This window comes from Sorangium sp. So ce367 (assembly GCF_051520455.1).
GTDB classification, from domain to species: Bacteria; Myxococcota_A; Polyangia; order Polyangiales; family Polyangiaceae; genus Sorangium; species Sorangium cellulosum_B.
Genome location: NZ_CP150334.1, coordinates 10,645,090 through 10,669,095 on the forward strand (window position 1 = coordinate 10,645,090; position 24,006 = coordinate 10,669,095).

At 69.3% G+C, this 24,006-nt stretch carries 25 protein-coding genes and 2 pseudogenes; 20 read left to right on the forward strand and 7 right to left on the reverse strand.

All coding sequences use genetic code 11. The annotated features are described in order from the left end of the window. Positions 1 to 9: 9 nt before the first annotated feature. The gene (locus WME97_RS40320; RefSeq protein ID WP_437545681.1) at positions 10 to 501 is read left to right on the forward strand and encodes a hypothetical protein; all 492 of its coding nucleotides are present in this window, start codon (positions 10 to 12) and stop codon (positions 499 to 501) included. A 186-nt stretch (positions 502 to 687) separates the two neighbouring features. Here the strand turns inward: WME97_RS40320 and WME97_RS40325 are convergent, their stop codons facing one another. Further along, a complete protein-coding gene (locus WME97_RS40325; RefSeq protein WP_437545682.1) occupies positions 688 to 1,650 on the reverse strand; it encodes a LysR family transcriptional regulator in 963 nt (320 codons plus the stop codon). Positions 1,651 to 1,763: 113 nt separating this feature from the next. On the opposite strand from WME97_RS40325, the gene WME97_RS40330 reads away from it, so the two are divergent. Beyond that, positions 1,764 to 2,249, forward strand: a complete 486-nt coding sequence (locus tag WME97_RS40330; protein ID WP_437545684.1) for a DUF4260 domain-containing protein — start codon at positions 1,764 to 1,766, stop codon at positions 2,247 to 2,249. Between the two features lie 187 nt (positions 2,250 to 2,436). On the opposite strand, the gene WME97_RS40335 is transcribed toward WME97_RS40330, so the two are convergent. Together WME97_RS40335 and WME97_RS40340 are read right to left on the reverse strand one after the other, a co-directional pair. Further along, on the reverse strand, positions 2,437 to 3,189 hold the full coding sequence (locus tag WME97_RS40335) for an SDR family oxidoreductase (RefSeq protein WP_437545686.1): 753 nt from the start codon (positions 3,187 to 3,189) through the stop codon (positions 2,437 to 2,439). Positions 3,190 to 3,324: 135 nt separating this feature from the next. Further along, the gene (locus WME97_RS40340) at positions 3,325 to 4,050 is read right to left on the reverse strand and encodes a TetR/AcrR family transcriptional regulator (protein WP_437545687.1); all 726 of its coding nucleotides are present in this window, start codon (positions 4,048 to 4,050) and stop codon (positions 3,325 to 3,327) included. A gap of 363 nt (positions 4,051 to 4,413) precedes the next feature. Between WME97_RS40340 and WME97_RS40345 the strand changes: the two genes are divergently transcribed. Continuing rightward, positions 4,414 to 5,706 (forward strand): hypothetical protein, encoded by a 1,293-nt coding sequence (locus WME97_RS40345; protein WP_437545690.1) that lies wholly within the window; start codon positions 4,414 to 4,416, stop codon positions 5,704 to 5,706. A gap of 121 nt (positions 5,707 to 5,827) precedes the next feature. Next, complete coding sequence (locus WME97_RS40350; RefSeq protein ID WP_437545692.1) at positions 5,828 to 6,397, forward strand: hypothetical protein; 570 nt, start codon at positions 5,828 to 5,830, stop codon at positions 6,395 to 6,397. A gap of 15 nt (positions 6,398 to 6,412) precedes the next feature. On the opposite strand, the gene WME97_RS40355 is transcribed toward WME97_RS40350, so the two are convergent. Then, positions 6,413 to 8,239, reverse strand: a complete 1,827-nt coding sequence (locus WME97_RS40355; protein WP_437545693.1) for a cytochrome-c peroxidase — start codon at positions 8,237 to 8,239, stop codon at positions 6,413 to 6,415. Between the two features lie 372 nt (positions 8,240 to 8,611). Between WME97_RS40355 and WME97_RS40360 the strand changes: the two genes are divergently transcribed. From WME97_RS40360 to WME97_RS40385, 6 genes are all read left to right on the forward strand, one after another. Beyond that, positions 8,612 to 9,454: a hypothetical protein gene (locus WME97_RS40360; protein ID WP_437545695.1), complete on the forward strand. Its 843-nt coding sequence runs from the start codon at positions 8,612 to 8,614 to the stop codon at positions 9,452 to 9,454. 23 nt (positions 9,455 to 9,477) lie between these two features. Beyond that, the gene (locus WME97_RS40365; protein ID WP_437545697.1) at positions 9,478 to 9,933 is read left to right on the forward strand and encodes a hypothetical protein; all 456 of its coding nucleotides are present in this window, start codon (positions 9,478 to 9,480) and stop codon (positions 9,931 to 9,933) included. Between the two features lie 260 nt (positions 9,934 to 10,193). Next, a complete protein-coding gene (locus WME97_RS40370; RefSeq protein ID WP_437545698.1) occupies positions 10,194 to 10,430 on the forward strand; it encodes a hypothetical protein in 237 nt (78 codons plus the stop codon). Beyond that, positions 10,420 to 11,286: an alpha/beta fold hydrolase gene (locus WME97_RS40375; protein ID WP_437545700.1), complete on the forward strand. Its 867-nt coding sequence runs from the start codon at positions 10,420 to 10,422 to the stop codon at positions 11,284 to 11,286. Before WME97_RS40370 ends, WME97_RS40375 begins: the two co-directional genes overlap by 11 nt. 215 nt (positions 11,287 to 11,501) lie before the next feature. Continuing rightward, complete coding sequence (locus tag WME97_RS40380) at positions 11,502 to 12,110, forward strand: GyrI-like domain-containing protein (protein ID WP_437545702.1); 609 nt, start codon at positions 11,502 to 11,504, stop codon at positions 12,108 to 12,110. Between the two features lie 53 nt (positions 12,111 to 12,163). Beyond that, the gene (locus tag WME97_RS40385; RefSeq protein WP_437545705.1) at positions 12,164 to 12,622 is read left to right on the forward strand and encodes an N-acetyltransferase family protein; all 459 of its coding nucleotides are present in this window, start codon (positions 12,164 to 12,166) and stop codon (positions 12,620 to 12,622) included. A 79-nt stretch (positions 12,623 to 12,701) separates the two neighbouring features. Here the strand turns inward: WME97_RS40385 and WME97_RS40390 are convergent, their stop codons facing one another. Then, entirely contained in the window at positions 12,702 to 13,214 is a 513-nt protein-coding gene (locus WME97_RS40390) for an NADPH-dependent F420 reductase (RefSeq protein ID WP_437545707.1), read from the reverse strand. Here WME97_RS40390 and WME97_RS40395 point away from each other — a divergent pair. Beyond that, complete coding sequence (locus tag WME97_RS40395) at positions 13,191 to 13,388, forward strand: hypothetical protein (RefSeq protein WP_437545708.1); 198 nt, start codon at positions 13,191 to 13,193, stop codon at positions 13,386 to 13,388. The genes WME97_RS40390 and WME97_RS40395 overlap by 24 nt on opposite strands. Before the next feature lie 6 nt (positions 13,389 to 13,394). Here WME97_RS40395 and WME97_RS40400 read toward each other — a convergent pair whose 3' ends face one another. Further along, positions 13,395 to 13,703 carry a hypothetical protein gene (locus WME97_RS40400; protein ID WP_437545710.1) on the reverse strand — a complete coding sequence of 103 codons (309 nt, stop codon included), beginning with the start codon at positions 13,701 to 13,703 and terminating at the stop codon, positions 13,395 to 13,397. Between the two features lie 289 nt (positions 13,704 to 13,992). Here WME97_RS40400 and WME97_RS40405 point away from each other — a divergent pair, with 289 nt between their 5' ends. The 3 genes from WME97_RS40405 (at position 13,993) to WME97_RS40415 (ending at position 17,917) form a co-directional block, all read left to right on the forward strand. After that, entirely contained in the window at positions 13,993 to 15,957 is a 1,965-nt protein-coding gene (locus WME97_RS40405; RefSeq protein ID WP_437545712.1) for a S9 family peptidase, read from the forward strand. 75 nt (positions 15,958 to 16,032) lie between these two features. Continuing rightward, entirely contained in the window at positions 16,033 to 16,428 is a 396-nt protein-coding gene (locus WME97_RS40410) for a hypothetical protein (protein WP_437545714.1), read from the forward strand. A gap of 256 nt (positions 16,429 to 16,684) precedes the next feature. Next, positions 16,685 to 17,917 carry a flavin-dependent oxidoreductase gene (locus tag WME97_RS40415; RefSeq protein WP_437545716.1) on the forward strand — a complete coding sequence of 411 codons (1,233 nt, stop codon included), beginning with the start codon at positions 16,685 to 16,687 and terminating at the stop codon, positions 17,915 to 17,917. A 16-nt stretch (positions 17,918 to 17,933) separates the two neighbouring features. Here the strand turns inward: WME97_RS40415 and WME97_RS40420 are convergent. Next, a pseudogene (locus WME97_RS40420) lies at positions 17,934 to 18,035 on the reverse strand (SDR family oxidoreductase); the annotation flags it as partial. A 5-nt stretch (positions 18,036 to 18,040) separates the two neighbouring features. Here WME97_RS40420 and WME97_RS40425 point away from each other — a divergent pair. The 6 genes and pseudogenes from WME97_RS40425 to WME97_RS40450 all read left to right on the forward strand — a co-directional run. Then, positions 18,041 to 18,334 (forward strand): annotated as a pseudogene (locus WME97_RS40425) (LysR substrate-binding domain-containing protein); the annotation flags it as partial. A 118-nt stretch (positions 18,335 to 18,452) separates the two neighbouring features. Further along, entirely contained in the window at positions 18,453 to 18,731 is a 279-nt protein-coding gene (locus WME97_RS40430; protein WP_437545718.1) for a MoaD/ThiS family protein, read from the forward strand. 1 nt (position 18,732) lies between these two features. Further along, entirely contained in the window at positions 18,733 to 19,908 is a 1,176-nt protein-coding gene (locus tag WME97_RS40435) for a WD40/YVTN/BNR-like repeat-containing protein (RefSeq protein ID WP_437545720.1), read from the forward strand. A gap of 208 nt (positions 19,909 to 20,116) precedes the next feature. Then, on the forward strand, positions 20,117 to 20,758 hold the full coding sequence (locus WME97_RS40440) for a glutathione S-transferase family protein (protein ID WP_437545722.1): 642 nt from the start codon (positions 20,117 to 20,119) through the stop codon (positions 20,756 to 20,758). Next, complete coding sequence (locus WME97_RS40445) at positions 20,748 to 21,737, forward strand: RNA polymerase subunit sigma-70 (protein WP_437545724.1); 990 nt, start codon at positions 20,748 to 20,750, stop codon at positions 21,735 to 21,737. Before WME97_RS40440 ends, WME97_RS40445 begins: the two co-directional genes overlap by 11 nt. A gap of 190 nt (positions 21,738 to 21,927) precedes the next feature. Continuing rightward, a complete protein-coding gene (locus tag WME97_RS40450; RefSeq protein WP_437545726.1) occupies positions 21,928 to 23,838 on the forward strand; it encodes an aldo/keto reductase in 1,911 nt (636 codons plus the stop codon). Positions 23,839 to 24,006: the final 168 nt, after the last annotated feature.

Genomic DNA, 24,006 nt, shown 5'->3' on the forward strand with positions numbered 1-24,006 from the left:
GAGCCGCTGGTGCTCGGTCCGGCGGTCGTCCCCGAGATCATCGACCCGGCCGACGCGGAGAAGGAGGCGGAACTCGCCGTGCTCTCGGCGGTGGCGCACGGCAACGGGCCGAGCGGGCTCACCATAATCCAGGCGGCGCTCGCCGGCCTCGGCCGGCTCGACCAGGCGCACGCGATGGTCTATTTTCAGCTCATCTGGAACGCGTTGCGTGAGCCCATGAGGCAGGCTCTGGAGGCATTGGTCATGGAACGGCAGATCGAAGGCGAGGCGACGTTTCCCCCGTTCGTGCAGAAGCTCATCGATCGCGGCAAGCTCGAGGGCGAGCTCAAGGGCATGCGTGAGGGCAAGAGGGACACGCTGCTGCGGCTGCTTGCGCGTGCAGGGATCGTGCTCGCCGAGGACGAGAGCGCGCGCATCCAGGCATGCACGGACGTCGCGACCCTCGACCGCTGGATCGATAACGTCCTCGGGGCGAAGACGGCCACCGAAGTGCTCTCCTGACGGTTGATGGTGCGGCCCGACAAGGCGATGAATCAGACGGTCTTTGCCGGCTGACGATCGGCGGGACGTTGCGCGGGCGCGGGCGAGCTCCACTCCAGCGATTCAGGAAACCGGCGATCTCCACGGCGACGCCGTCCTGCCAGGTGGGAGACCCCACCTCGGTCGTCATGAAGGGTTCCTCGCCGCTCAGCCCGAGCTGGGCCGTCCGCGCGTGCCCGGGGGCCGGGCCTTCCTCGCCACCGGCCGTGTTTCGCGCGCCTGGGTCGCGTAGGCACCGAGCTGCGCGACGAGGTGCTCGAAGACGAGGCGGACGCGGCGCACGGCGCGCAGATCCTCGTGCATGACGACCCAGGCGTCCAAATGGAAGGCGAGCGCGGGCAGCACGCGCACGAGCGGCACCGGCCGCCGGCTGAGCGGGAGCTGGCACACCCCGATGCCGAGGCCGGCGCGCACCGCGGCGAGCTTCACGATGTCGCTGTCGCTGCGGAACGCATAATCGCGCGGCGTGGTGACGAGCCCGGCGGCGGTGAGCGCGTCGATGATGGCGCGGGAGCCGTCGGCGCCGATGAGGGCGTGGCCCGGCACGAGCCCCGCGAGCGACGTCGGGGCAGCGTGCGCGGCGAGGTACGCCTTGGTGGCGAAGAGGCCGAGCTCGACGCGCCCGGCGCAGCGCCTCACCAGGCCGGCCTGCGTCGGCTCCGCCATGCGCACGGCGACATCGGCGTCGCGGCGCAGGAGATCCTCGGTGCGATTCGTGGCGACGAGCTCGATATGAAGGCGCGGATGAGCGACGAGGAGCGGGGCGAGCATCGGGGGAAGCACCTCGACGCCGACGACCTCGCTGCACGTGACGCGCACGGTGCCGCGGTCGGCATCGGTGGGGCTCGACACGGCGCGAACGAGGGCGCGCGCGCTCGCGGCGATGGACTCGGCGTAGGGCAGCGTGGCAAGCGCGAGCTCGGTCGGCACCAGGCCGTTCGGCGCGCGGGTGAACAGCACGACGCCGAGCTGCGACTCGAGCTGCTCGATCTGGCGGCGCACGGTGGGCTGTGCGACGTCGAGGGCACGCGCGGCGGCGGAGAGGCTGCCGGTGCGCATGACGGCAAGGAAGGCACCGTAGAGGTCCCACGAGGGCTCGGCTGGGCTCATCAAAAGATGATGAGCGGATGGACGCATTTGTACAATGTTCATGAGCACCCGCAGCGACCATGCTCTCCACGTCGCCGGCACCCGCGCCGGTACGCACGACGAGGACAACGACCATGACCACCGCCGCGATGCTCCCTGCGCTCGACCTTGCTCCCTCTGCCCGCCGCCCCGCGCCGCAGCCCACCTGCGAGGTCTCGGCGGGCGGGGCCACGGGCATGCCGCGCGCGCTCCTGCGCCTCGAGGGCGCGCTCGTGCTCGGAACAGCGCTGCTCGCCTACGGGCACCTGGGCGGGAGCTGGGGATGGTTCGCGGCGCTGTTCCTCCTGCCCGACCTGTCGATGCTCGGCTACCTTGCGGGCCCTCGGGTGGGCGCGTTGGCCTACAACGCGGGGCACAGCCATCTGGCTCCGGCGCTGCTCGCGGCCGCGTCGGTCGCGCTTGGCTCGCCGGCGCTGCTGCTCGGCGCGGCGATCTGGGTCGGGCACATCGGCTTCGATCGGATGCTGGGCTATGGGCTCAAGTACGGGACGGCGTTCGGCGACACGCACCTTGGCCGCGTGGGCGCGAAGCGCTCTTTCGTCCCCAGGGGGCGGCGGTGACCAGCCGCTCCAGCGCGTCGGCCACCGTCCCGAGGTGGAGCGTCGCGCCACCTTCGACGAGCGCGCCCGCTGGTCGCGTGGCCGCCTGCGCCCACGCCCCGGGACGAGGTGTTCACGCCGCCATCCTCGGCGCGGGCGGGCTATCCCGGAAGGCGAGGCTCACGCAGCGGAGTTGACGTCACGACGTTCAAACCGCGACGACCCCGCCGTCCACGAACAGCTCGGCGCCCGCGACGTAGCTGCTGTCGTCCGACGCCAGGTAGAGCACGGCCTTGGCGACCTCCTCCGCGCCCCCGAACCGCCCGAGCGGCACGGACTGACTGAGGCCCGAGATCTGCGCCTCTGCAGCCTCTGTGTGGCCGCCGACGAAGCGGCGCATGCCCGGCGTGTCGATGGCCCCCGCCGAGACCACGTTCACGCGGATGCCGCTGCCTCTCAGGTCGGTCGTCCAGGTCCGCGCGAACGAGCGCACGGCGGCCTTGGTGGCGTTGTAGACCGACTGATTCGGGAAGCCTTTGCTCCCGCTCATCGAGCCGTTGAGGACGACGACGCCTCCGCTCTTCATGAGAGGCAGGGCCTTCTGCACCGTGAAGAGCAGCCCTTTGACGTTCGCGCCGAAAATGCGGTCGAAGTGGTCTTCGTCGATCGCGCCCATCGTCGCGACCCCGGAGATGCCGGCGTTGGCGAACACGACGTCGAGTTTGCCCTGCTCTCGCCGGATCCGCGCGAAGAGCCGGTCGAGGTCGGCCAGGTTGGCGACGTCGCCCTGGACGCCGACCGCGCCGCCTCCGATCTCCTCGACCGCTTCGTCGAGCCTCTCTTGCCTCCGACCCGTCACGTAGACGGTGGCTCCCTCCGCGACGAAGAGCTTCGCCGTCGCGAGCCCGATACCGTCGCTCCCACCCGTCACCACCGCGACCTTCCCGTTCAATTTCGCCATTGGACGCTCGCTCCTTGTGGATGCGCACCCCCGATATTCACACTGTGAACATAGTCGCCAGAGTTCACAGTGTCAACATCGCGTCGCGCGAGCGCGCGAACGGCGCGGTTCGGGCCGGTCGTCAGGACGCGAGGGTCACGGGCGCCGCCGCGGTCGCCGAGGCCCCTTCGCGCCGGCCTGGCTCGCGCCGAGCCCTCGAAGCGCGAAGTCCAGGAGGCCCTCGAGCACCTCCGCGCGCGAAGCGACCGTGGCGAAGGCGCCGTCGAGCACCAGCGAAGCGAAGCCGTGGACCACGGTCCAGGCGCGGATCTCGCCGTCGATGCGGCTCTCGGGCGGGATCACCCCGCCGCTCACCAGACGGTCGAGCGCCTCACCGAGGATCCGATCCGCCGTGGGATGGTCCGCGGCGTCCGCACGTGGCTCGCGCCTCATCTGACACAGGCCGCTCGGCCCGTGCATGAGACGAAAGAGCTCCGGTTCCTCGGTCGCGGAGGCGACGTACGCGCGACCGATCGCCTTGAAACACTCGATCGCGACCTCCGCGTCGTCTCGTCCCTCGAGGGCTCGCTCGGCGTCGGCCATCTTGCGTCGCATCCTCCGCGCGAGCTTGTCCGCTTCCGCGCTCGCGACCGCCGTGAGCAGCGCGGACTTGCTGTCGAAGTGCCGGTAGGTCGCGTTCGCCGAGACCCCGAGCGTCCGGGCGGCGTCGCGGAGGCTGAAGCCCTCCGCGCCGGAGGTGCGCACGAGCTCGGTCGCGGTCTCCACCAGCGCATTGCGCAGATCTCCGTGGTGATAGGCGGCCTTGGCGTCCGTCATCCAGCGGAGGGTGACACCGTGAACCTCGCGCGTAAAGCGCCCCATGGCACGCTGACTACTTGCTGCAATCCGTGTATTTTGCACAAATTTTCTTGACGCTTCGAAAGGGACAACTATATGCATAGTACACATATCAAAAACCGCAGTCGAACGAAACGTGGCTCCTTACCAAGCGCCCGGCCCCTCCGCTCGTGAAGGATCCGGCTGCCCGGAGGTCTCATGCCTGCTTCAACACGTTCGCGTGCCGTCGCCCGAGTCTCGCTGTCCGCCCTCACCCTCGCCCTCGCCCTGCCAGCTGCCGCCTCGTTCACCGGCTGCTCAGGGGGCGACGAGCCCACGGAGCCCGAGGCTACCGGGAGTAGCCCCACGTTCCACAAAGACGTCGAGCCCATCCTGCAGAGGAGCTGCATGGGCTGCCACTCCGCGGGCAATATCGCGCCCTTCAGCCTCACCGCGTACGACGACGCCAAGGCTGTCGCGGCGCTCATGGTCCAGACGACCAGGGCGGGCACGATGCCGCCCTTCGCCGTGCGTGACACGGACGAGTGCTCGACCCGTCACGCGTGGAAGGGCGACATCCGCCTCTCCGACGAGGAGATCAGCACGCTCGAGGCCTGGAGCAAGGCCGGCACCCCCAGGGGTGATCCAAAGGACGCGCCCGCCTCGTTCGTGCCGAAGAGCCCCGACCTGCCGGGCATGACCCTCGAGGTTCATCCGAACGAGCCCTACGTCACCTCCGGTGAGCAGGACGAGTTCCGCTGCTTCATCATCGATCCCGGGCTCACCGAGGACCAGTACCTGAATGGTGTACAGATGGTGCCCGGCAACCCCAAGGTCGTTCACCACGGGATCATCTCCATCGATCCGGAGGGGAAGTCCGCGAGCCTGGCCGGCCCCGACGGGAGCTTTCCGTGTGGCGCCGGCGACGTCCCGAATGGCGTGGAGATTGGATCGCTCCAGATGCTCACAGCCTGGGCTCCCGGCGCCGACCCGGTCGATCTGCCCGAGGGGGTGGGTCAGCTGATCCCGAAGGGGTCGCTCATCATGATGCAGATCCACTACCACCCCGCCGGCACGACGGCCGACCCGGACCTGACGCGCATCCAGCTCAGGCTCACCAAAGAGAAGCCGAAGTACGGCTTCCTGTACCACCTGCTCGGCAACTTCGATGATCCGGTCGGCGAGCTTGGCTTCGGGCTGCTACCGGGTCCGGGCGACAAGAACGGCGTCGAGTTCCTGATCCCCGCGGACAGCAAGAACCACGTGGAGACCGAGCAGTTCACGGTCCCCGCCCCGGACTCGCCCGGCTCGCAAGAGATGCCGTTCCCGCCGGGCACGCGCGTCTATGGCGAATTTCTGCACATGCACTACCTGGGCTTCGACGAGAAGGTGACGGTCACGCGGGCGAACGGCGCACCCGATCAACCCAAGGAGGAGTGCCTGGCGCACGCGCCGAAGTGGGAGTTCGGCTGGCAGCGCTCGTACTCGTACGACGCGCCCATCGAGACGCTCCCGACGCTCGAGCCGGGCGATGTGCTCCAGATCCGGTGCACGTACAATAACTCGACGGAGAACCCGTACGTGGTCAAGGCGCTCAAGGAGGCGAACATGATCTCGACGATCGACGTGGCCTACGGCGAGGGGAATACGTTCGACGAGATGTGCGTCGCCGGGCTCTCGCTCGTGTACCGGATGCCCTAGCCCGCAGCCCCGGCGGGCTTGGGACGGCGCACAAGAAGACTCACTCTGGCACAGGCACATCCGCATCCCGCAGAAATCCTCGCGATTGACGCTGGCCCGCCACGTGCTTCAGGGGCGCGGCATGAAGACCTCGATTCGATGGCTCATCCCCGTTGCGCTGCTCCAGGTGCTCGCCTGCTCCGATTCCGTCGAGCAGCCCGCTGAAACCGGCTCGGGGGGCAACTCGTCCGGAGAAGCCACGTCGTCGAGCGCGTCGAACGGCACCGGCGGCCCCCCCGAGGCGACCGGCGGCACCCCCGAGGCGTCGTCGAGCGCGTCGACCGGCGGCGGCCCCGAGACGTCGTCGAGCGCGTCGGGCGATACCGGCGGCGGCCCCGTGGAGTGCGACGTCGAGGGAATCGGCGCTCCGCCCGGAACGGCCTGCACGAACGAGGGCGAGATATGCGACAACCCCTGCTCGGGGTGCTGGAGCAGATGCATCGATGGCGTGTGGGTCGAGGAGTGCAATCCGTGCCCCGATGCGCTGCCCGAGAACGGGACGAGCTGCGAGGGCCATTACGGCGCGACGCGGTGCAGCTACCGCGCCGACTGCGGCACAGCGAGCGCCGACTGCGACGGAGCGACCGGGTTGTGGGTCGTCGAGGGGGACGGCGACTGCGACGACGAGGAGTACTGGCTCAGCTGCGGCTGAGCGTCTTCCGTGGCGTCAGAGCGACTCGAGGTACGCCACGAGATCGTCGAGCTGCGCCGGCGCGAGCGCGGAGACGTCGCCGTGGCGGTCGCCGCCGCAGGCCGGGTCGAACCGGTCGCGGAGCGTCTTCGCGCAGCCGTCGTGCATGAACGGCGCTCGCGCGGAGAGGCCGATCAGCGAGGGCACCTGGAATGCCTCGCCGAACCCGACATCCTCGTTGAGGTTGTTCGTGAGCATCGGCCCAGCGTGGCATTTCGCGCAGCCTACCTGCGGGTCATGGAACAGGGTCTCTCCTCGCCGGACGGCGGCCAGATCGTCGGGGGGCGAGGCAGGGAACGCCGGCACGCTGTCGAGGAAGCGCCCGAGGAGCTCGATATCCCGAGCTCCGGGCAGTACTAAGCCGCGCATGCGCGAGACGAAGACCTCCTGCATGAGGTGGGTGAGGTCGATCTGGTCGCCGCTCCAGTGGAAGGGAGCTGTCTTGAGCACGCCGCCCGCGACCGTCTGGGTGCGCCGGAGGCCGAGCTCGTCGAAGCGCCACGTGTGACCGTCCTCGTGCGCTTCCGGATGGCAGGAGGCGCACGCGACGCCGCGGGCGCCGTTCGGCGGCTCGTGGAACAGCGCGTGTCCCGGGTCCGCCACGCTGTCGCCGGGGAGGTCGATGCTCACGCCATGAAACGAGTCGATGCGATCGAGCGCGTCGATATGGACCACCTCGATCCGCGCCGGCTCGCGGAACTGGACGACCGCAGCGCCCCGCGCCGTGAAGGCGACTGCGATCGGCTGGCTCGAGCGCTGCACCTGCTTGTTGATACGGCACGTGCCCGAGGCCTCCTCGCTCGTGATGGTGTCGAGGTCGATGAACTCGATGATGTAGGTGCCAGCGCTCACGACCGCGGCGCGCTTTCCGTCCGGCGCGACCGCGATGTCGACCGGGAGCGGCATCTTCCAGAGGGCCGGCGTCGGGAGCTCGGCTCCGTCCCCTGGAGCGGCCGAGGCCGGGGGCAGGACGCTGACGGCGCCGTGCAGGATGTCGCTATCGCAGTAGTCGCCCCCGTAGTAGCCCGTGGGGGCGAGCACGAGGGGCGAGGTCAACGCGCGCTGGTGGACCATCGCCGCGCCGCCGCCGGGGAGGGCGACCATGCGCCAGGCGACCGAGGAGCGGTACTCGGGGGCGACGCCGGCCTTCGCGGTGAACGACGGGAGCGACCGCCGCGAGAGCACCTCTCCGTCCGGGCCGACGACGAGCGTCTCCGCGGATCTGAACCGGCTGACGAGCAGGCGATCGCCCTCGACGATCACGTCGCGCAGGTCGGCGTCGAGCCGTAGCTTCCGGAGCGCGGCGCCGCCCTGGGCCGGGAGCGTCACGAGCTCGCCGCCGGCGCAGGCCACATGGATCGCGTCGAGCGACGCGTCGTAGGCGAGGCCACGTGGCGCGGGGCAGACGGCGCGCCGGTCGAGCACCTTCGCCGTCCCGACATCGATCGTCGCGAGCTCGCCTGCGCGGCGCAGGGCGACGTGGACGCGGCCGGCCCCGTCTTCGACGACGCGCCCGGGCTCGTCGCCGCGCGCGAGGGGGATCGCTCGGGGCTCGCCGCCGTCGGTGTCGACCACCCAGACGCCGTCGCGATCGGGGTCGGCCGCCACGGCGGTGTGCCCGTCGCGGGCGATCAGCAGCGTGCCGCCGCTGATGGGCGGCGGGGGCGCGTCGATCGCGGGGCCCGACGGCAACCGATTTCCGGAGTCGTCGGGGTGAGAGGAGCAGGCCGCGACGCCGGCGGCGATCGCGCTCAAGGCCGCGAGGGCCAGGTGGGTTGTCGTGCAGGAGAGGTTGCGATGCATGAGGCCTCCGGAGGTGGCGGGCTGCTCGGCGAGCGCGAGCAACAGCAAACCCAGAACGCTGTCGGGGAGTCGACGGCGCGCGGCCGAGCAAGAGCAAGGCGCGTGCGCGGGGGCGCGGGGGCGCGAGGGCGCGCGGCGCGCCCGGGAGGAGCCGTGTTCGGAGGTGCGGGGAGCGATGGGCGGCGGCAAGGTGGGTGTGGTCGCCTGGCATCAGTGTTCTGGCATCAGTGTTACGGACAGCCACACGGGGGCAGCGCGGAGCGGGAGGGAGCTCCGGCGCGAGGGCGTGAGGCGGTGCCTCGCGCGCCGTAGATCCCGTAGTTAAATCGCGCGCATGAACGCACGCGTGCAGATCTCGGGTATACCTCCCCCATGAGCAACCTGTCCGCGATCGGCTTCGCTGTTTCCTCCGAGGACGATTTGCGGCGTACGGTCGGCGCCGCGCTCGAGCGCGCCGCTCCGCCGCCGGACCTCGGCGCGTCCGCGGCGCACTACCTCTGGTTCCGCGACGCGAGCGGCGCCGCGCTCGCTGTCCGGCTTGACGACCAAAAGGCGATCGATTGCATCACCCCCTTCTTCGCCGCGCCCGACGGCGGCACGCGCTGGCGAGTGCACACGAGCGCGCCGCACCTCGATCGCGAGTGCCTGCATTGTAGCGGCGCGGACTGCGACGTGCTCGACCCTTCTTCCGGCGTGACGTGCACGCGGACCGCGCTGCAATTCCTGTTCTTCGAGCCCTATCAGGCCTGGCTCGCGGACGAGCGGACGTTCGAGGTCGTCATCGTCGGCTTCGCCTCGTCCCTTTCACTCTGCACCACGCCCGACGACCTCGAGCGCGCGCAGGCGGCGCTCTTCGGCGAGGCAGAGCCCGGTGTCCCGCGCGAGCTTGGCAAGCCCATGCGCCTCGCGGACCAGGCATTCCTGCCGCACGGCATGTTCGGCGCCGAGGGCGAGCTCGGCGCGCGCGCCCGCGCCCTCCTCACGGGGAACGTCGAGTCGGTCACCCTTGCACGCAACGAGATCACCGGGAGCAGGTTCGTACACACGCGCGTCCGTACGCTCGGCGGTCCCATCGACATCGTCGCGCCGGCGGACGCCGTGGAGGTCCCGGAGCGCGCGACGCTCGCGGTCGCCGACTGCTGGCTGGTCGGGCGACCCGTCGAGGCGCCGCCCCCGAAGACCGGTTTCTTCCGCCGCATCCTCGGCAGCGCCTGAGGACGGCGGGCGGAGACGAATGCATGACGACCCGATGGGACATCGAAGGCACTCTGGCGCGCTGGTTCGCCGTCGATGCGGACTCCCAGCTTGGTGTCTTCACAGGACCGTACGCGGCGTGGCCTGCGTCGGTGTTCGATGACTACCAAGCGGTCGAAGCGGCCGACGAGCTCCTCGCGTCCGCTCCCCTCATCACGGAGGCCGTCGTCAGTGCTCGGTTGCGCGCATCAGGGGCGTCTCCAGCACTCCCGTTGCTCGAAGCCTCCTGCGGCCTCTACTCCTTTGATGCAGACATCGGTTACGGGGGACAGACGGTCTACTATCTCGACGCCGCACCCGTACGCCCTCTGCTGGAGCCCGAGGCGCCCCCCATCCTTCGTCGCGCCGCACGCCTTGTCTTCCTCCCAAGCATCCGGTTTGCCACCGTCGAGCAGATCGACCTCTCCGACCTCGTCCCAATCGTCGTCGGCGGTGGTTGAGCGTGTGCCCATCCCGGCGGATTTCTCGCGGCACAGTGCCGCTCAACTCGCCGGCAGAACCGCAGTCGTTGGGCGGATAAAGACCGGGGTACGGTCTTTCAGGCACGGTTTCCGGCACATCCGCCGGGTCGAGCCGGCGCCTGCCGGACGTGTCCGTCGGGGCCGCGCGCCCCCGGCGGCCCGCCTCGGGCATCGCGCGTGACGCCGGGTAACTCTGACGCTAGACTGAGTCCGCCGGTAAGGGAGCAGGAGGAAGCAGCGTGCAAGCCGCCAAGATCCCCATCGTCATCCCCGCAGACCGTCGGGTAGAGCTGCAGGTGCCCGCAGACCTTCCAGAAGGTCCAGCGGAGGTGATCGTCCTCATCACCGCCCCGCAGAAGGCTGCGCCACGCGACAAGCGCGCAGCGCTTGGCATGGATCGGGGTACGGTCCAGATCGCCGATGACTTCGACGCGCCGCTGCCGGAGGACCTACAGCGAGCGTTCAATGGCGAGTAAACCGGAGCTGGTGAGGTTCGAGATCGAAGGTGCCGAAATAGCCGCCCGCCTGGCGGGCGATCGGGAGAAGCCGGTGCTTCTCCTCATCCACGGCTTTCCAAGCTCCTCGGAATCGTTCCGGAACGTAATCGACACCCTCGCGCGGGATTGCTTCGTGATCACCCCGGACCTTCCCGGGTTCGGCGGCTCCGAGCCGGTCGAGCGCCCCTCATTCTCGCGTTTCGCGGACCTGATCGACGCGCTGCTCGCGCGGCTCGGAGCCGGGTCCTTCCACCTCTACCTCCACGATTTTGGAACCGCGGTAGGGCTTCATCTCGCCACGCGCGCGCCGCGCAGGATACGCAGCCTCATCGTCCAGAATGCCAATGCTCATGAGAGCGGGATGGGGCCGCAATGGTCGGCGACCAGGGCGTATTGGGGCGATCCCACGCCGGAGCGGCAAGCCGAGGCGACCGCGCACCTGACCTTCGAGGGGACGCGCGACCAATATCTGGGCGGCGTGCCCCGGGACATCGCCGAGCGCATCGATCCCCGGCTGTGGGAGGAGGACTGGCGGATCATGTCGCTCCCCGGCCGGCTCGAGACGCAGCGTGCGCTGGTGCTCGACTACCGCAGCCATGTCGCGCGATTCGGGGAGATCGCCGATTATCTCGATCGCTGGCAACCGCCGGCGCTGATGCTGTGGGGGCGGCACGATATCTTCTTCGATCTCGAGGAGACCCTCTCCTGGATGAAGGCGCTCCCGCGCATGGAGGCGCACATCCTCGACGGCCCGCATTTCCTGCTGGAGACCCATCCGGCCGAATGCGCCGCGTTGATGAGCGCCTTCGTCAGGCGCGTGGAGGGGCCGCGTTAGGACGCGCGCACCGTGAGCCCGACGCTCGGCAGCTGGGTTCCGGGCGCGTGACGCGGATGCCGTCCCGTGGACGAGCCGGGCGCATCCTGCGTCGACGTACCCCGCTCTGGAGAAGCCTTGCCGGTCAGCAAGAGGCGCCTGACCGCCGCTTGCAGCAGACGGCGCTGACGCTCCCTAGCTGAAGCGCAACACGTTGGCTATCATCAGGTGCATTCATGTCGAAAGTCGATCTCAAGCGGGAACTCAAACATCTCTACCAGGCATCCGCGAAGGAGGTGGTTCAGGTTGACGTGCCGACATTTCAGTACCTCATGGTCGACGGCAAGGGCGATCCCAACACATCGAGGGAGTATGCCGAGGCCGTGGAAGCGCTGTTCTCCGTTGCCTACACGACGAAGTTCATGGTCAAGAAGGGGGCGCGAGGGATCGACTACGCGGTCATGCCTCTCGAAGGCCTTTGGTGGTCGGATGACATGTCCGTCTTCACCTCCAACGACAGGTCAAGGTGGAAATGGACGATGATGATCATGCAGCCTCATTTCGTTGGGGAGGCGGTGATTCAGGCGGCCATGGTGGAAGTGAAGCGAAAGAAGGCGCTCCCCGCGCTGGACGCGCTCAGACTGGAGAGCTTCACCGAAGGGTCGTGCGCCCAGATACTTCACATTGGCCCCTTTACCGAAGAAGGGCCGACCATTCAGCGAGTCCACAATTTTATCGGCGCGCGCTCGGTGCTTGCAGGAAAGCACCACGAGGTGTATCTGAGCGACATCCGCCGCGCCGATCCAGCCAAGTGGAAGACCATCATCCGCCAACCCATGGAGTGATGGCCTCGAACGTTCGGCTCGGGCAGTTCGCCACCAGCACATGAGGGATTCACGTGATCGACTTGCGGGCCTTGACGTCTGAAGATTGGGCCGCATGGCGCGACGTCAGGCTGCGCGCGCTCGCGGACGCTCCCCATGCTTTCGGCTCGACGCTCGAGGAATGGGAAAACGCATCCGAGGCGCGCTGGCGCGCGCGCCTGGAGCTGCCTGGTTCCCGCAACCTCGTGGCCTACATCGACGGCGAGCCGGTCGGCATGGCTACAGGCGCGCCCTTCGAAGGCACCTACGGGCTGATCAGCATGTGGGTAGCGCCGGAGGTGCGCGGCCGCGGCGTCGGAGACGCACTGGTCGAGGAGATCCTGCGGTGGGCACGCGAGCAGGGCGCAAGTGAGCTCCGCCTCGACGTGAAGGAGGACAATCTCAGCGCCATCTCGTTGTACCTCCGCCACGGTTTCATCGACGTTGGTCCGTCTCGCGAATCGGGCGAACGAGCCATGATGAAGCGTGTGTGAGTCGACGTTCGAGCTGGCGGTCGCGTCCAGCGACGGCCGCACAATGCGCAGGTGAACCGCGGATCCGCTGGGCGATCCGCTACTTTGCGAGCTTGCCGATCACCTTGAAGCCGATGTTCGCGCCGTACTTCGTCGCGCCGTAGCCCAGCTGGATGTTGAGAAAGCCCAGCGCTTCCAGGTAACGGGCATTCGCCAGCGGGCCTGCATCGACGCTCTCGAAGCCGAGCGCCTTGCCGAGCTCGAGCACCTGTTTCTTTGCATCGTCGTGGTCACCCGCGACGAGCAGGCTCAAGGGCTCGCCGTCGACCTTCCCGCTGGCCATGTTCTGCGCGAACACGGTGTTGAAGGCCTTGACGACGCGCGCGCCCCGGGCCCACTCCTGGACCTGCTCGGCGCCGCTCTTGTTCAGGTTGCCCGCATAGCTCCAGTCGGCGTTCAGCAGGTTGGTCGGGTCGACGAGGGTCTTGCCCTCGACGTCGCCGAGCTTCTCGATCGCGTCGGCGCGCGCCGGGGCCGGGACGGCCAGGACGATGATGTCGCCCCAGCTGCCGGCGGCCCGGACCTCGCCATGCTGCCCGGCTACCTGGCACACGAGGACGTGCTCGCGGGGCGGCTGGTACGGCTGGTTCCGAGCTGGAAGCAAACCGTCGGAACGCTCTTCTTCGTCTACCCGCCGGCTCAGCACGTGCCGCGCAAAGTGACGGCCCTGCGCGACGACCTCGTCGACGTCATCGCCCAGCGGCCTCTCGCGCTCGCCGATGGATGAGCGCCGTCAGTACCGCTCAGGCGACCACGAGCCCGGCGCCCACCAGCCGACGAGGGCCGCGAGGATCCGGCCCAACGCGGCCCCGAGGCCAGGCGAAGGCTCGTCGCACAGCGTCGGTGCGACCGAGAGTCCCAGCCGGTCCTTGAGGATCTCCTGGGCGCGGCGAATGGATCGTGGATCCCGGCGGTCGAACCAGATGGCTTCGCCAGACGACTCGCTTGCCTCGGGGCCCTCGTCCTCCGCCGGCCCGAGGTACAGGGTCACGGTGTTTCGTCCCAGCGTGGCAGGTGGGTCGATCCGCATGTTCCACAGCATGCTCCGCGCTCGTGACAGATCGGTGGCGCAGGCGAAGACTCTCCGTTGCAGCGCGGCGCTCACCCAGCTGCGGCGGCGCCCCTGGACGAGGCCGAGCGCCTGAAGACGAGCCCGTCACCCTCGCCGTGGACCGCGACGAGCGCATGAGCCTGTCGGCGCTCCTGTCGGGGGAGATGCGCAGTTCCCTGAGTGCCATTCCGTCCACCGTACACGGCGCATGGTCTCGTGAGATCCTCGCCGCTCCGAGGAGGTCTTGACATCGGCCCCCCTCGGCTCGCCTCTCTGTACCATGCGACACCCCCACGCTCGCCGCTTCGAGGCGGACGACCTGCTGTCGTTCAAGCTTGTCGCCGAGATGGTCCTCTCGCCCGACGGCCGCTGGATCGTTTATGTCCTCGAGGAGATCGACGCCGAGGCAGACACCTACGTCTCCAACCTGTGGCTGATCCCCGCGAGCGGAGGCGCTCCCCGGCAGATCACGTTCGGCTCGGACACGAACGAGAGCCCCCGCTTCTCTCCCGACTCCTCGCGGATCGCCTTCCTCTCGGATCGGGACGGCGGCCCGGCGCAGCTCTATGTGATCCGGATCGACGGCGGCGAGGCGAGGCGGCTGACCGACCTCAAGTCGGGCGCCGGTCTCCCCGCCTGGTCGCCTGACGGCGCTGCCCTGGTCCTCTCGGCGAAGGTCGCCTCCGATGCGCCGCCGGGGGCTCCGCGGGTGGTGACGAGGGCCCTGTACAAGAGCGATGGGGTGGGGTTCGTGCTGGACCGCCGGACACACCTCTTCATCGTCCCTGCCGACGGGGGCGAGGCGCGGCAGATCACGCGCGGTGACGCGAACGAGAGCGACCCGGCGTGGTCTCCCGACGGGCGCCTCATCGCGTTCAGCCGGACGCGGTCGGGCCCCCGTGACGCCCACTGCAGCGATCTCTGGGTGATGACGCCGTCGGGCGAAGGGCTCCGGCAGGTGACGCGCAGCTGCCCGCTCGCCACGATGCCCTCCTGGTCGCCGGACGGGCGCACCCTCGCCTTCTACGGCCCGCGCGAGGACGGCGCCTCGCGGCTGCACGTCTGGGTCGCCGACGCGCGCGGCGAGGCGGAGCCGCGCATGATCACCTCGGAGGAAACGGAGGTCGCGAGCTTCCCGCTCGGCAAGCTGATGCCCCCGGCGTGGTCCGCGGACGGGCGCGAGATCGCCGTGGTGCTCGCGACCGAGAGCACCTCGGAGGTCACGCTGGTCTCGGTCGAGCAGGGCGCGCTCCGCAAGGCCATCTCGGATGATCGTCAGATCACCCAGATCAGCGCGGCGCCCGGCGCCGGAGCCATCGCGTTCCTGTGGAGCACCATGCGCCTCTGCGGCCTGCTCGGGAGCGCGCGCTGGGACGGCTCGGACGCGCGGCTCCTCATCGACGTCAACGAGGCGTGGGGCGAGGATCGCGCGTGGCCCGACGTCTCTCTGCGGGAGTTCTCTGGCGCGTCGGGGATGAAGAACGTCGGCCTCCTGATGCTGCCGCCGGGAGGCGGCGGGGGACCCGTACCGCTGCTCGTCCACGTGCACGGGGGCCCGCACGCCTCTGTCGAGTTCGGCTTCACGTACCGGCCGTACTGGTATGTGCTGGTGTCCCGCGGGTGGGCCGTGCTGTCCTTGAACCCGGTCGGCTCGACCGGACAAGGAAAGGAGTTCGCCGATCGCCTGCGGGGGCGCTGGGGCGAGCGCGACCTGCCGGAGCACCTCGCCGCCATCGACGAGCTGGTCGCCGAGGGCACGGTCGACGGCGATCGCGTCGCCATCGCGGGCAAGTCCTACGGCGGCTTCATGGCGGCGTGGGCGATCGGCAAGACGAAGCGCTTCCGCGCCGCCGTCTCGGGCGCGCCGGTGGCGAACCTCGAGTCCCATTTCGGGACGTCCGACACCGGCTACTACGTCGATCCCCACGACATGCGAGGAGAGCCGTTCGACAAGCGAGAGCTCTACCGCAAGCTCTCGCCGGTGTCCTCGGTCGGCGAGGCCACGACGCCCACCCTGATCCTGTGCGGCGAGGAGGACCACCGCTGCCCCATCGGCCAGTCGGAGGAGCTCTTCGCGGCGCTCGCGCGCTCGGGCAAGGCGCCCGTCGAGTTCATCCGCTTTCCGGGCGGCGACCACCACCTCGCCGAGCACGGCAAGCCGAGCCACCGCGTGTTCTATAGCCGCCGCATCGTCGAGTGGATCGAGCGCTACTGCGCGAGAGACCGCGCTCCGGACGCGGCCTGACCGCGACGCGCGCGGCCATCAAGCGGAGGAGGGCGGCTCCTGGACGCAGGTTGGACACCTGGATACGCTCATCGAATGAACGACTTGTTCGACGGTGACTCGAACGATCTGTTCCCGCCCGCCGACCGGGCGAAGATCGAGGCGCTCACGGAGGATCCGGACGCGAGGGTCGGCTACGAGCTGACCAAGGGGATGCTGACCTGGTCGGATGAGAAACCGCGCGACATCGAGCTGTCCACGTTCACGAAGATCATGATGCTCCAGTCCTATCGATCCATGATGTACCGGCCGGAAGCGTTCCGAGATAGCCAGGACGAGTTCATTCGTGAATGGTTCGCGGCATGCCGCGCGACATGGGAGAGGGCGATGGCCAGCGGCCTCCGGTGGATCGGCTTCGCGCCGTCGCGCACCGATCCCGCGAACCTCGCGCTGCTCCTCGAAGCCGAGAGGATCGAGTTCTCGGACATGTAGCCTGCGGGTGATCCCGAAAGCCTCCTGCTCGACGACGTTCAGGACCTGATGGGGAGGAGACTCCCAGCGGCTCGGATCGGGCACGGCGCTGGACGCCAGGTACGTGCTGTGATCGCGCGGCGGCGAGGCCATCGTGGTAAGGAGCTGTGGACCGCTCGGCGCGCCCGTTTCAATGCACGGCGGCCGCCGTGCCGGCTATCGAGAGCGGCGGCTTCAACACGGGGCGGCGTCGAGCCGCATGTCTACGGGAGGACTTATGCAAGTGATCGTCGCGGGCGGTGGGATCGGCGGCCTGGCCGCGGCGCTGGCGCTGCACGCCGCGGGTCATGAGGTGACGGTGTTCGAGGCGGCGCCCACCATCCTGCCGCTCGGGGTCGGCATCAACCTCCTGCCCCACGCCGCCGAGGTGCTGGGCGAGCTGGGTCTTCTCGAGGCCCTGCTGGCCCAGAGCGTGGCGACCCGCGAGCTCATCTATTTCAACCGCTTCGGCCAGCGCATCTGGGCCGAGCCCCGCGGCCGCTTCGCGGGTCATGCCACGCCGCAGCTCTCCCTCCACCGCGGCGCCCTCCAAGGCGTGCTGTTCGACGCCGCCGTCGAGCGGCTGGGCCCCGACCGGGTGCTCTGCGATCGGCGCCTCGCGGGCCACGAAGAGGGCAACGGCCGCATCGTGGCGCGCTTCCTCAACCGCGAGGGCGCGGCCTGGAAGGTTCCAGCCGATCTCCTGATCTGCGCCGACGGCATCCACTCGGCGGCGCGCGCCGGCCTCTATCCGGACGAGGGGCCGCCGATCTACGGCGGTCACATCCTCTGGCGGGGGACCAGCCTGGCGATGCCCTTCCTCACCGGCGCCAGCATGATCATTGCCGGGCATCAGGACCAGAAGTTCGTCGTCTATCCGATTTCCCCACCGGGGCCGGACGGCCGCCAGAGGATCAACTGGGCCGCCGATCTCGCGTTCGCCAGGAGCCTGCGACGGGAGGACTGGAACCGGCGGGGCGACCCCGCCGACTTCCTGCCCAGGTTCGAGGACTGGCGCTTCGGCTGGCTGGATGTGCCCGACCTGATCCAGAGCGCCGAGGCGATCTACGAGTTCCCGCTGGTCGACCGCGATCCGCTGCCGCGCTGGAGCCATGGGCGCATGACGCTGCTGGGCGACGCCGCCCATCCCATGTATCCGAACGGCTCCAACGGGGCGAGCCAGGCCATCCTGGACGCCCGCGCCCTGGTCCGCGCGCTCGCCGCCCACGCCGATCCGGTGGAAGCGCTGGCCGCCTACGAGGCCGAGCGCCTGCCCGCCACCGCCGCCATCGTCGCGGCCAATCGCCGCAGCGGTCCGGAGCAGTGCTTGCAGATCGCCTATGAGCGCGCGCCCGACGGCTTCGACCGCATCGAGGACGTCTTCGCCCCCGGCGAGCTGGAGGCGATCGCCGCCCGCTACAGGGTGCTGACCGGCCTGAAGCGCGCCTCGGAGCCCCTCGCGCCGGCGTGAACCAGGCGCCCAGCGCTCAGACCTGCGCCATGCCGCCGTCGACGAAGAGCTCGGTTCCGTTGATGAAGCTGCTGTCCTCGGAGGCGAGGAAGACGGCGGCCTTGGCCACCTCTTCCGGCAAGCGCCGCCCTGCGAGAGGCGGCGATCGCAGGGCTGGGCGTGGCGTTGTTGCCCGATCACATCGCCGCGGCGGACTTGAGGGCTGGCAAGCTCGTCCGCGTCTTCCCCGAGTGGTACGTGACCGAGGGCATCGTCCACATCGTGTTCACCTCGCGCCGCGGCTTACCGCCCGCGGTCCGGGCGCTGATCGAGCACCTCGCGAGCCACATCCATGACGACGTGATGAAGGACGGTATCGACCGAGGAGGCTGTCGCCCTGAGCTTCAGTCTTCGCTCGACAGAAGCCTCAGAAGGTGAATGTCTGGGCCCTGAGAACATCGGGGCTCTGCGTGTGGCTGCGTGTGGCTGCGTCTCGCCTGCCGGCCTGGCAGAACCAATTGACCCGCGGCAAGCTCGGGAGTAGGATGAGCCCACCATGCCGTCTGTCCACCTGACGCGCCATCTCTTCACCTTCTTCCCGCACCTCGAAGGTCAACACCTCCTCGTCGAGGCGTCGACGGCAGGCGAGGTCGTGGCGGCCCTGGAGAGGCTCGCGCCCGGCATCGGCTTCTACATCTGCGACGAGCGCGGCCGCTTGCGGACGCACGTCAACATCTTCGTCGGCAAGCAGATGATCCGCGACCGCAAGGGACTCACAGACGCGGTCGCTGCCGACGACGAGGTCCACATTCTGCAAGCGTTGAGCGGAGGGTGAAATGGCAAGCCGTATCCTGGTAGGCACGCGAAAAGGCACGTTCATCGTCGAAAAAAAGAACGGCTCGTGGAAGCCGCGCCTCGCGGGCCACGCCGGCGGCGGCGTCAACTATGTCGCGCGCGATCCCTACACGGGCAAGCTCTGGGCGCTGCTCGGCTTCGGCCACTGGGGGGCCAAGCTGTCCGTCTCGACGGATGAAGGCGAGACCTGGAACGACAACCCCGCCCAGATCAAGTATCCCGAGGGCGCCCGCTACATCGGCCAGGACATGTACGAAGACGCCGGCAGCGACTTCGGCGTCGGCATCAAGATCGTCACGCGCCCGGCCACGGTACAGAAGCTCTGGATCATCGGCTTCGGCCCGGGCGGCGCGGTCTACGTGGGCACCATTCCGGGTGGCCTGTTCGTCAGCCGCGACGGCGGCGGCTCCTTCGAGCTCAACCGGCCGCTCTGGAACCACGAGTCACGCGGCGGCGACCTGTTCACAGGCGAGGGCAAAGGCGAGACGAAATGGTTTGGCACGCCGGCCTCCGAAGGTGGCGAGTTCGCCCCCGGCATTCACTCCATCGTGGTGGACCCGCGTGACCCGAAGCGGATGCTCATCGCCGTGTCCACGGCGGGCGTCATCGAAACAGCGGACGGTGGAGAGACCTGGCAACCGCGCAACAGCGGCATGCGGCTCGATCACACGCCCGAACCGGACGCCGAGTGGGGCCACGATACGCATTACATCGAGCAATGCGAGGGCGATCCCGACCATGTCTGGCAGCAGAATCACGTCGGGATCTACTACAGCAGCGACGGCGCAAAGAGCTGGCGCAAGGTGAGCCGCCCGGAGCAAGGCGTGCATTTCGGCTTCCCCATCACGGCGGACGCGAAGGACGGACGCACGGCGTGGGTCGTCCCCGGGAAATCGGACATGCAGCGAATCACCGTCGACGGCGCGCTCTTCGTGGCTCGCACGAAGGACGGCGGTGAGACCTGGGAGCAGCTCCGCAGGGGTTTGCCCCAGGAGCAAGCCTACGACGTCATCTACCGCCACGCGCTCGCCAACAAAGACGGCACGGTGGCGTTCGGCACCACCACGGGCAACCTCTACGTCAGCGATGACGGCGGAGAGGGCTGGACGACCGTCTCCAATAACCTGCCGCCGATCTATTCGGTACGCATGGCGTGATAGGTTGGTTGGCCAGGGAAAGCGGTATACAGATAGCTCCGCGCAGAAGGCGGAGCTGTCCGCACTGCTGGAGCTGACCGGGGCGTCCGACCTGGCCCGACCGGGCGCGGGCGCGGGCGCGCCGGCCGGCCGCGGTTGAAAAAACTTCGCGGCCCCCGAACAGTTTCGGCCCCGGCGGCAGTCTTGGAGGGGAGAGGCCAAGACTGCCATGAAACTTTACGATTTCGCGTTTTCTCCCAACTGCCGCAAGGTCCGTGCCGTCGCCTACGAGCTCGGCGTCTCGTTCGAGCCGGTCCACGTCGACCTGTTTCAACGAGCCTCGCGCGCGCCCCAATTTCTCGAGCTGAACCCGAACGGGCGCGTCCCGGTGCTGGTGGACGACGACCTGGTGCTCTGGGAGTCGACCGCCATCATGCGTTACCTGGCCGCAAAATGCGGCGGCGGCCTGGTGCCGGCCACGGCGCGCGCCCAGGCCGAGCTGGATCGCTGGCTGGCCTGGCAGCTCGCCCACCTCGGACCGGCCATGACCGCGGTCGCGTTCGAGCGCGTCGTGAAGCGCCTGACCGGCCAGGGGGCGCCCAACGAGGTGGTCATCGCCGCCAGCAGCGCCGACTTCGCGCACCTCAGCAAGGTGCTCGATGGGGCGCTGTCCGGGCGCGACTACCTGGCCGGATCGCTCTCGCTCGCCGATTTCGCGCTCGCGTCGCACTACAGCCTGGCGCCCCTGTGCGGGCTGTCGCTGGCCGGGTTTCCGCACCTCGAGTCGTGGCTCACGCGCGTGCTCGGCCGCGATAGCATGCGCCGCGCCCTCGCCGACGCCCAGGCCGCCATGAGGCCCCATGCCGCCTAAAGACGACGCCACGTTCTTGCGATCGGTCGAGCCCCTGCGCGGCGCGATCCGCCTGCATTGCTACCGCATGCTCGGCTCCGCGCACGACGGCGACGACGTGCTGCAGGAGACCTGGCTGCGCGCCTGGCGCGCCAAGGACTCGCTGGAGGACGAGGCGCAGGTCAAGCCGTGGCTCTACCGCATCGCGACCAACGTCTGCCTGGACGAGCTGAAGCGCCGGCCGCGGCGCCTGTTTCCGACGGACGCGTTCCCTGCGACGGAGGACGCCCAGCCCCCGCTGCCGCGCATCGAAGAGCCCGTCTGGCTGGAGCCGATGCCCAGCGCCTGGCTGGAAGGCGTCGAGGAGCGCGACCCCCAGGCGCGCTACGCGCTCAAGGAGAGCGTGGCCTTGGCCTTCGTGGCGGCCCTGCAATGCCTGTCCCCGCTGCAGCGCGCGACGCTGCTGCTCCGCGACGTTGTCGGGCTGTCGGCGGCGGAGACGGCGCAGGCGCTCGCCACGAGCGTGGAGGCCGCGAACAGCGCGTTGTTCCGCGCCCGCAGCGCGATCGGCAGCAAGCTCGGCGGGGCGGAGCCGGTCGACATCGCGACGACCACGCAGGTGGATCCGCGTTTGCTCGAACAGTACGTGCGCGCCTTCGAGGAGGCGAACCTGGACGCCCTGGTCGCGTTGTTCCACGAAGACATGCGCACCACCATGCCGCCGGCGCCGACCTGGGTCTCCGGGCGCGCCGCCAACGAGCGCTTCTACCGGCGGATGTTCGGCAGCATCGTCCCTCGGCAATTCCTGCACTTGCGCATCGCCGCGAACGGACAACCGGCGTTGGCCTTCTATCGTCCCCGAGCCGCCGGCGCGCCACACACCCTGTCGGCGATTCAGCTCGTCACCACGCGCGACGGCGCGATCGCGACCGTCGACCATTTCATGCTGCCCGAGGTGTACCCGCTGTTCGGCGTGCCGTCAGAGCTGCCCCGCTCGTGAGCGAGCCCATGCTGCTACCAGGCGCCGCGCGCTTGCCGGCGAGCACGAGCGCCACGAACTCGGCCATCGCGGCGCGCAGCGCGGGCCCGTCGAGGGCCGCTCGCTGCGCGCGCCGCCGAGCCCTCGCGACATCACGACATCAGCGCTGGCGCTTGCATCGATCCGCGGACCTGGCTACGTCATCGTCTCTGTGACTCCCGCCCCCTCGCCCTACGGTGTCCTAGGCCACCTCGACGTCCCCCTCGGCCTCGGCCTGCTCCGGCTGGCCACGGAGGGGCGCCCCTCCGAAGAGGACGCGACCGCCGTCATCCACGTTGCCCTCGATCGAGGCATACGCCTCCTCGACACCGCCGATTCTTACTGCCTCACCGACCGCGAGGCCCACTATGGAGAGCGCCTCGTCCGCAAGGCGCTCGACGCGTGGTCCGGCCCGCGCGACGACGTGCGCGTCATCACCAAGGCGGGCCTCACCCGACCCAAAGGGCGATGGGCCCCGAACGGCAGCCGCGACCACCTGCGCCGCACGGTCGAGGGCAGCCTGAAGGCGCTCGGCGTCTCGCGGATATTCATGCTCCTCCTCCACGTGACCGACCCCAGGACCCCCCTCGAAGAGAGCCTCGCCGCGCTGGCCGAGCTCCAGAAAGAGGGCCTCATCGAGCACCTCGGCCTCAGCAACACCTCCATCGCAGAGGTCCGCCAGGCCCAGCGGCACTTTCCGGTGCGGGCCCTCCAGGAGGAGCTGAGCGTCCTCGATCGCGGCAGCGCAGCCCGAGGCCTCTTCGAGCTCGCCAGGCAAATGGGTATCCCGTTCCTCGCCCACCGGCCGCTCGGCGGTCACGCCAAGGTCGATGGCCTCCTCAAGAACCGCGCGATCAAGCCCATCGCCGCGCGGCACAGCGTCACGTCCCAGGAGGCGGCCCTCGCGGCCCTGCTCGATCTCGGCCCCCCGGTCCTTCCCCTGTTCGGGGCGACCAAGCGGGAGAGCGTCGAGTCCTGCTTGCGCGCGCTCCGGGTCCCCTTTGGCGCGCGCGATCGAGCCGACCTCTCGAAGACCAGCTTTGCGCCCACGGCCGATGTGCTGGCCTCGGTCGCTCCACCCGTGATCCCCGCCGGCCTGCGCAAGCTCGAGCCCGGAGAGGGCCCCGGCGATGCGCCCGAGGTGGTCGTGGTCATGGGAATTCAAGGGGCAGGCAAATCGTCGGAGGTCGCCCGCTACACGGCCAACGGGTACGCGCGCCTGAACCGCGATGAGCTCGGCGGCACGCTCGACGGCGTGGTCAAGAAGCTCGGAGAGCTGCTCTCCTCGGGGCAGACGCGGGTGGTCCTCGACAATACGTACGGCACGCGCGCGTCGCGCTATGCGGTGCTCCGGATGGCGCACGCGCACGGCGTGCCGGTCCGGTGCCGGTACCTGGCCACGCCCATCAACGAGGCCTACGCGAACGTCGTCCTCCGCGTCCTCGAGCGCTACGGTAAGCTGCTCGGGCCGGAGGACATGAAAGCGCTCGGCAAAGAGGATCCCAACCTGCCGCCGCCGCAGGCGCTCTCGCGGTGGGCTGCGAATTTCGAGGCGCCGCACGTGGATGAGGGCTTCTCGGTGGTCGAGGAGATCCCGTTTGCCCGGCGCGTCGATCCGCTCTTCACGGGCAAGGGCCTGCTCCTCGACGTGGACGGTACGCTGCGAACGACAAAGAGCGGCGAAATCTACCCGCGCGACCCCGACGACGTCGAGCTCCTGCCCGGTCGGCGCGCGGCCCTGGAGCGCTGGGTCAACGACGGATACACGCTCTTCTTCGTGTCGAACCAGAGCGGCATCTCGAAAGGATCGGTGACCGAAGAGGCTGTCCTGGCCGCGTTCTCGCGGACGATCGAGCTCCTCGGCCTGCCGGTGGCCGAGGTCGTGTACTGCCCGCACCCGGCGTTTCCGGTCGGCTGCTTCTGCCGCAAGCCCCTGCCGGGGCTCGGGATATCGCTGATCCAGCGCCACAAGCTCGCGCGCGAGCACCTGGTCATGGTCGGCGATATGGAAAGCGACCGGGAGTTCGCGCAAGCGCTCGGGGCGAAGTACATGACGGCCGAGGAGCTCTTCCCAGGCGAGTGAGCGCCCGCGATGGCGTCCTGCTGCGGGCGCCCCGCGGAGGAAGACCAGCCGGTACGCATGGCGTGATAGGTTCCCTGGAGGTCACGGGGCGCAAGCGAGCGGCGCCCCGGCCCGCGCCCGCACCGCCTTCCCCCCGTGAACGGCCGCCGGGAATATCTATTGATACCA

Coding starts and splice junctions, on each gene's coding strand:
- WME97_RS40430 (WP_437545718.1), top strand. CDS start 18,453: ATGCCGTCTGTCCACCTGACGCGCCATCTCTTCACCTTCTTCCCGCAC.
- WME97_RS40445 (WP_437545724.1), top strand. CDS start 20,748: ATGCCGCCTAAAGACGACGCCACGTTCTTGCGATCGGTCGAGCCCCTG.
- WME97_RS40380 (WP_437545702.1), top strand. CDS start 11,502: ATGTCGAAAGTCGATCTCAAGCGGGAACTCAAACATCTCTACCAGGCA.
- WME97_RS40410 (WP_437545714.1), top strand. CDS start 16,033: ATGAACGACTTGTTCGACGGTGACTCGAACGATCTGTTCCCGCCCGCC.
- WME97_RS40400 (WP_437545710.1), bottom strand. CDS start 13,703: ATGCTGTGGAACATGCGGATCGACCCACCTGCCACGCTGGGACGAAAC.
- WME97_RS40415 (WP_437545716.1), top strand. CDS start 16,685: ATGCAAGTGATCGTCGCGGGCGGTGGGATCGGCGGCCTGGCCGCGGCG.
- WME97_RS40350 (WP_437545692.1), top strand. CDS start 5,828: ATGAAGACCTCGATTCGATGGCTCATCCCCGTTGCGCTGCTCCAGGTG.
- WME97_RS40355 (WP_437545693.1), bottom strand. CDS start 8,239: ATGCATCGCAACCTCTCCTGCACGACAACCCACCTGGCCCTCGCGGCC.
- WME97_RS40365 (WP_437545697.1), top strand. CDS start 9,478: ATGACGACCCGATGGGACATCGAAGGCACTCTGGCGCGCTGGTTCGCC.
- WME97_RS40340 (WP_437545687.1), bottom strand. CDS start 4,050: ATGGGGCGCTTTACGCGCGAGGTTCACGGTGTCACCCTCCGCTGGATG.
- WME97_RS40345 (WP_437545690.1), top strand. CDS start 4,414: ATGGGCTGCCACTCCGCGGGCAATATCGCGCCCTTCAGCCTCACCGCG.
- WME97_RS40405 (WP_437545712.1), top strand. CDS start 13,993: ATGCGACACCCCCACGCTCGCCGCTTCGAGGCGGACGACCTGCTGTCG.
- WME97_RS40440 (WP_437545722.1), top strand. CDS start 20,117: ATGAAACTTTACGATTTCGCGTTTTCTCCCAACTGCCGCAAGGTCCGT.
- WME97_RS40375 (WP_437545700.1), top strand. CDS start 10,420: ATGGCGAGTAAACCGGAGCTGGTGAGGTTCGAGATCGAAGGTGCCGAA.
- WME97_RS40335 (WP_437545686.1), bottom strand. CDS start 3,189: ATGGCGAAATTGAACGGGAAGGTCGCGGTGGTGACGGGTGGGAGCGAC.
- WME97_RS40360 (WP_437545695.1), top strand. CDS start 8,612: ATGAGCAACCTGTCCGCGATCGGCTTCGCTGTTTCCTCCGAGGACGAT.
- WME97_RS40395 (WP_437545708.1), top strand. CDS start 13,191: ATGCTGCCCGGCTACCTGGCACACGAGGACGTGCTCGCGGGGCGGCTG.
- WME97_RS40330 (WP_437545684.1), top strand. CDS start 1,764: ATGACCACCGCCGCGATGCTCCCTGCGCTCGACCTTGCTCCCTCTGCC.
- WME97_RS40325 (WP_437545682.1), bottom strand. CDS start 1,650: ATGAGCCCAGCCGAGCCCTCGTGGGACCTCTACGGTGCCTTCCTTGCC.
- WME97_RS40435 (WP_437545720.1), top strand. CDS start 18,733: ATGGCAAGCCGTATCCTGGTAGGCACGCGAAAAGGCACGTTCATCGTC.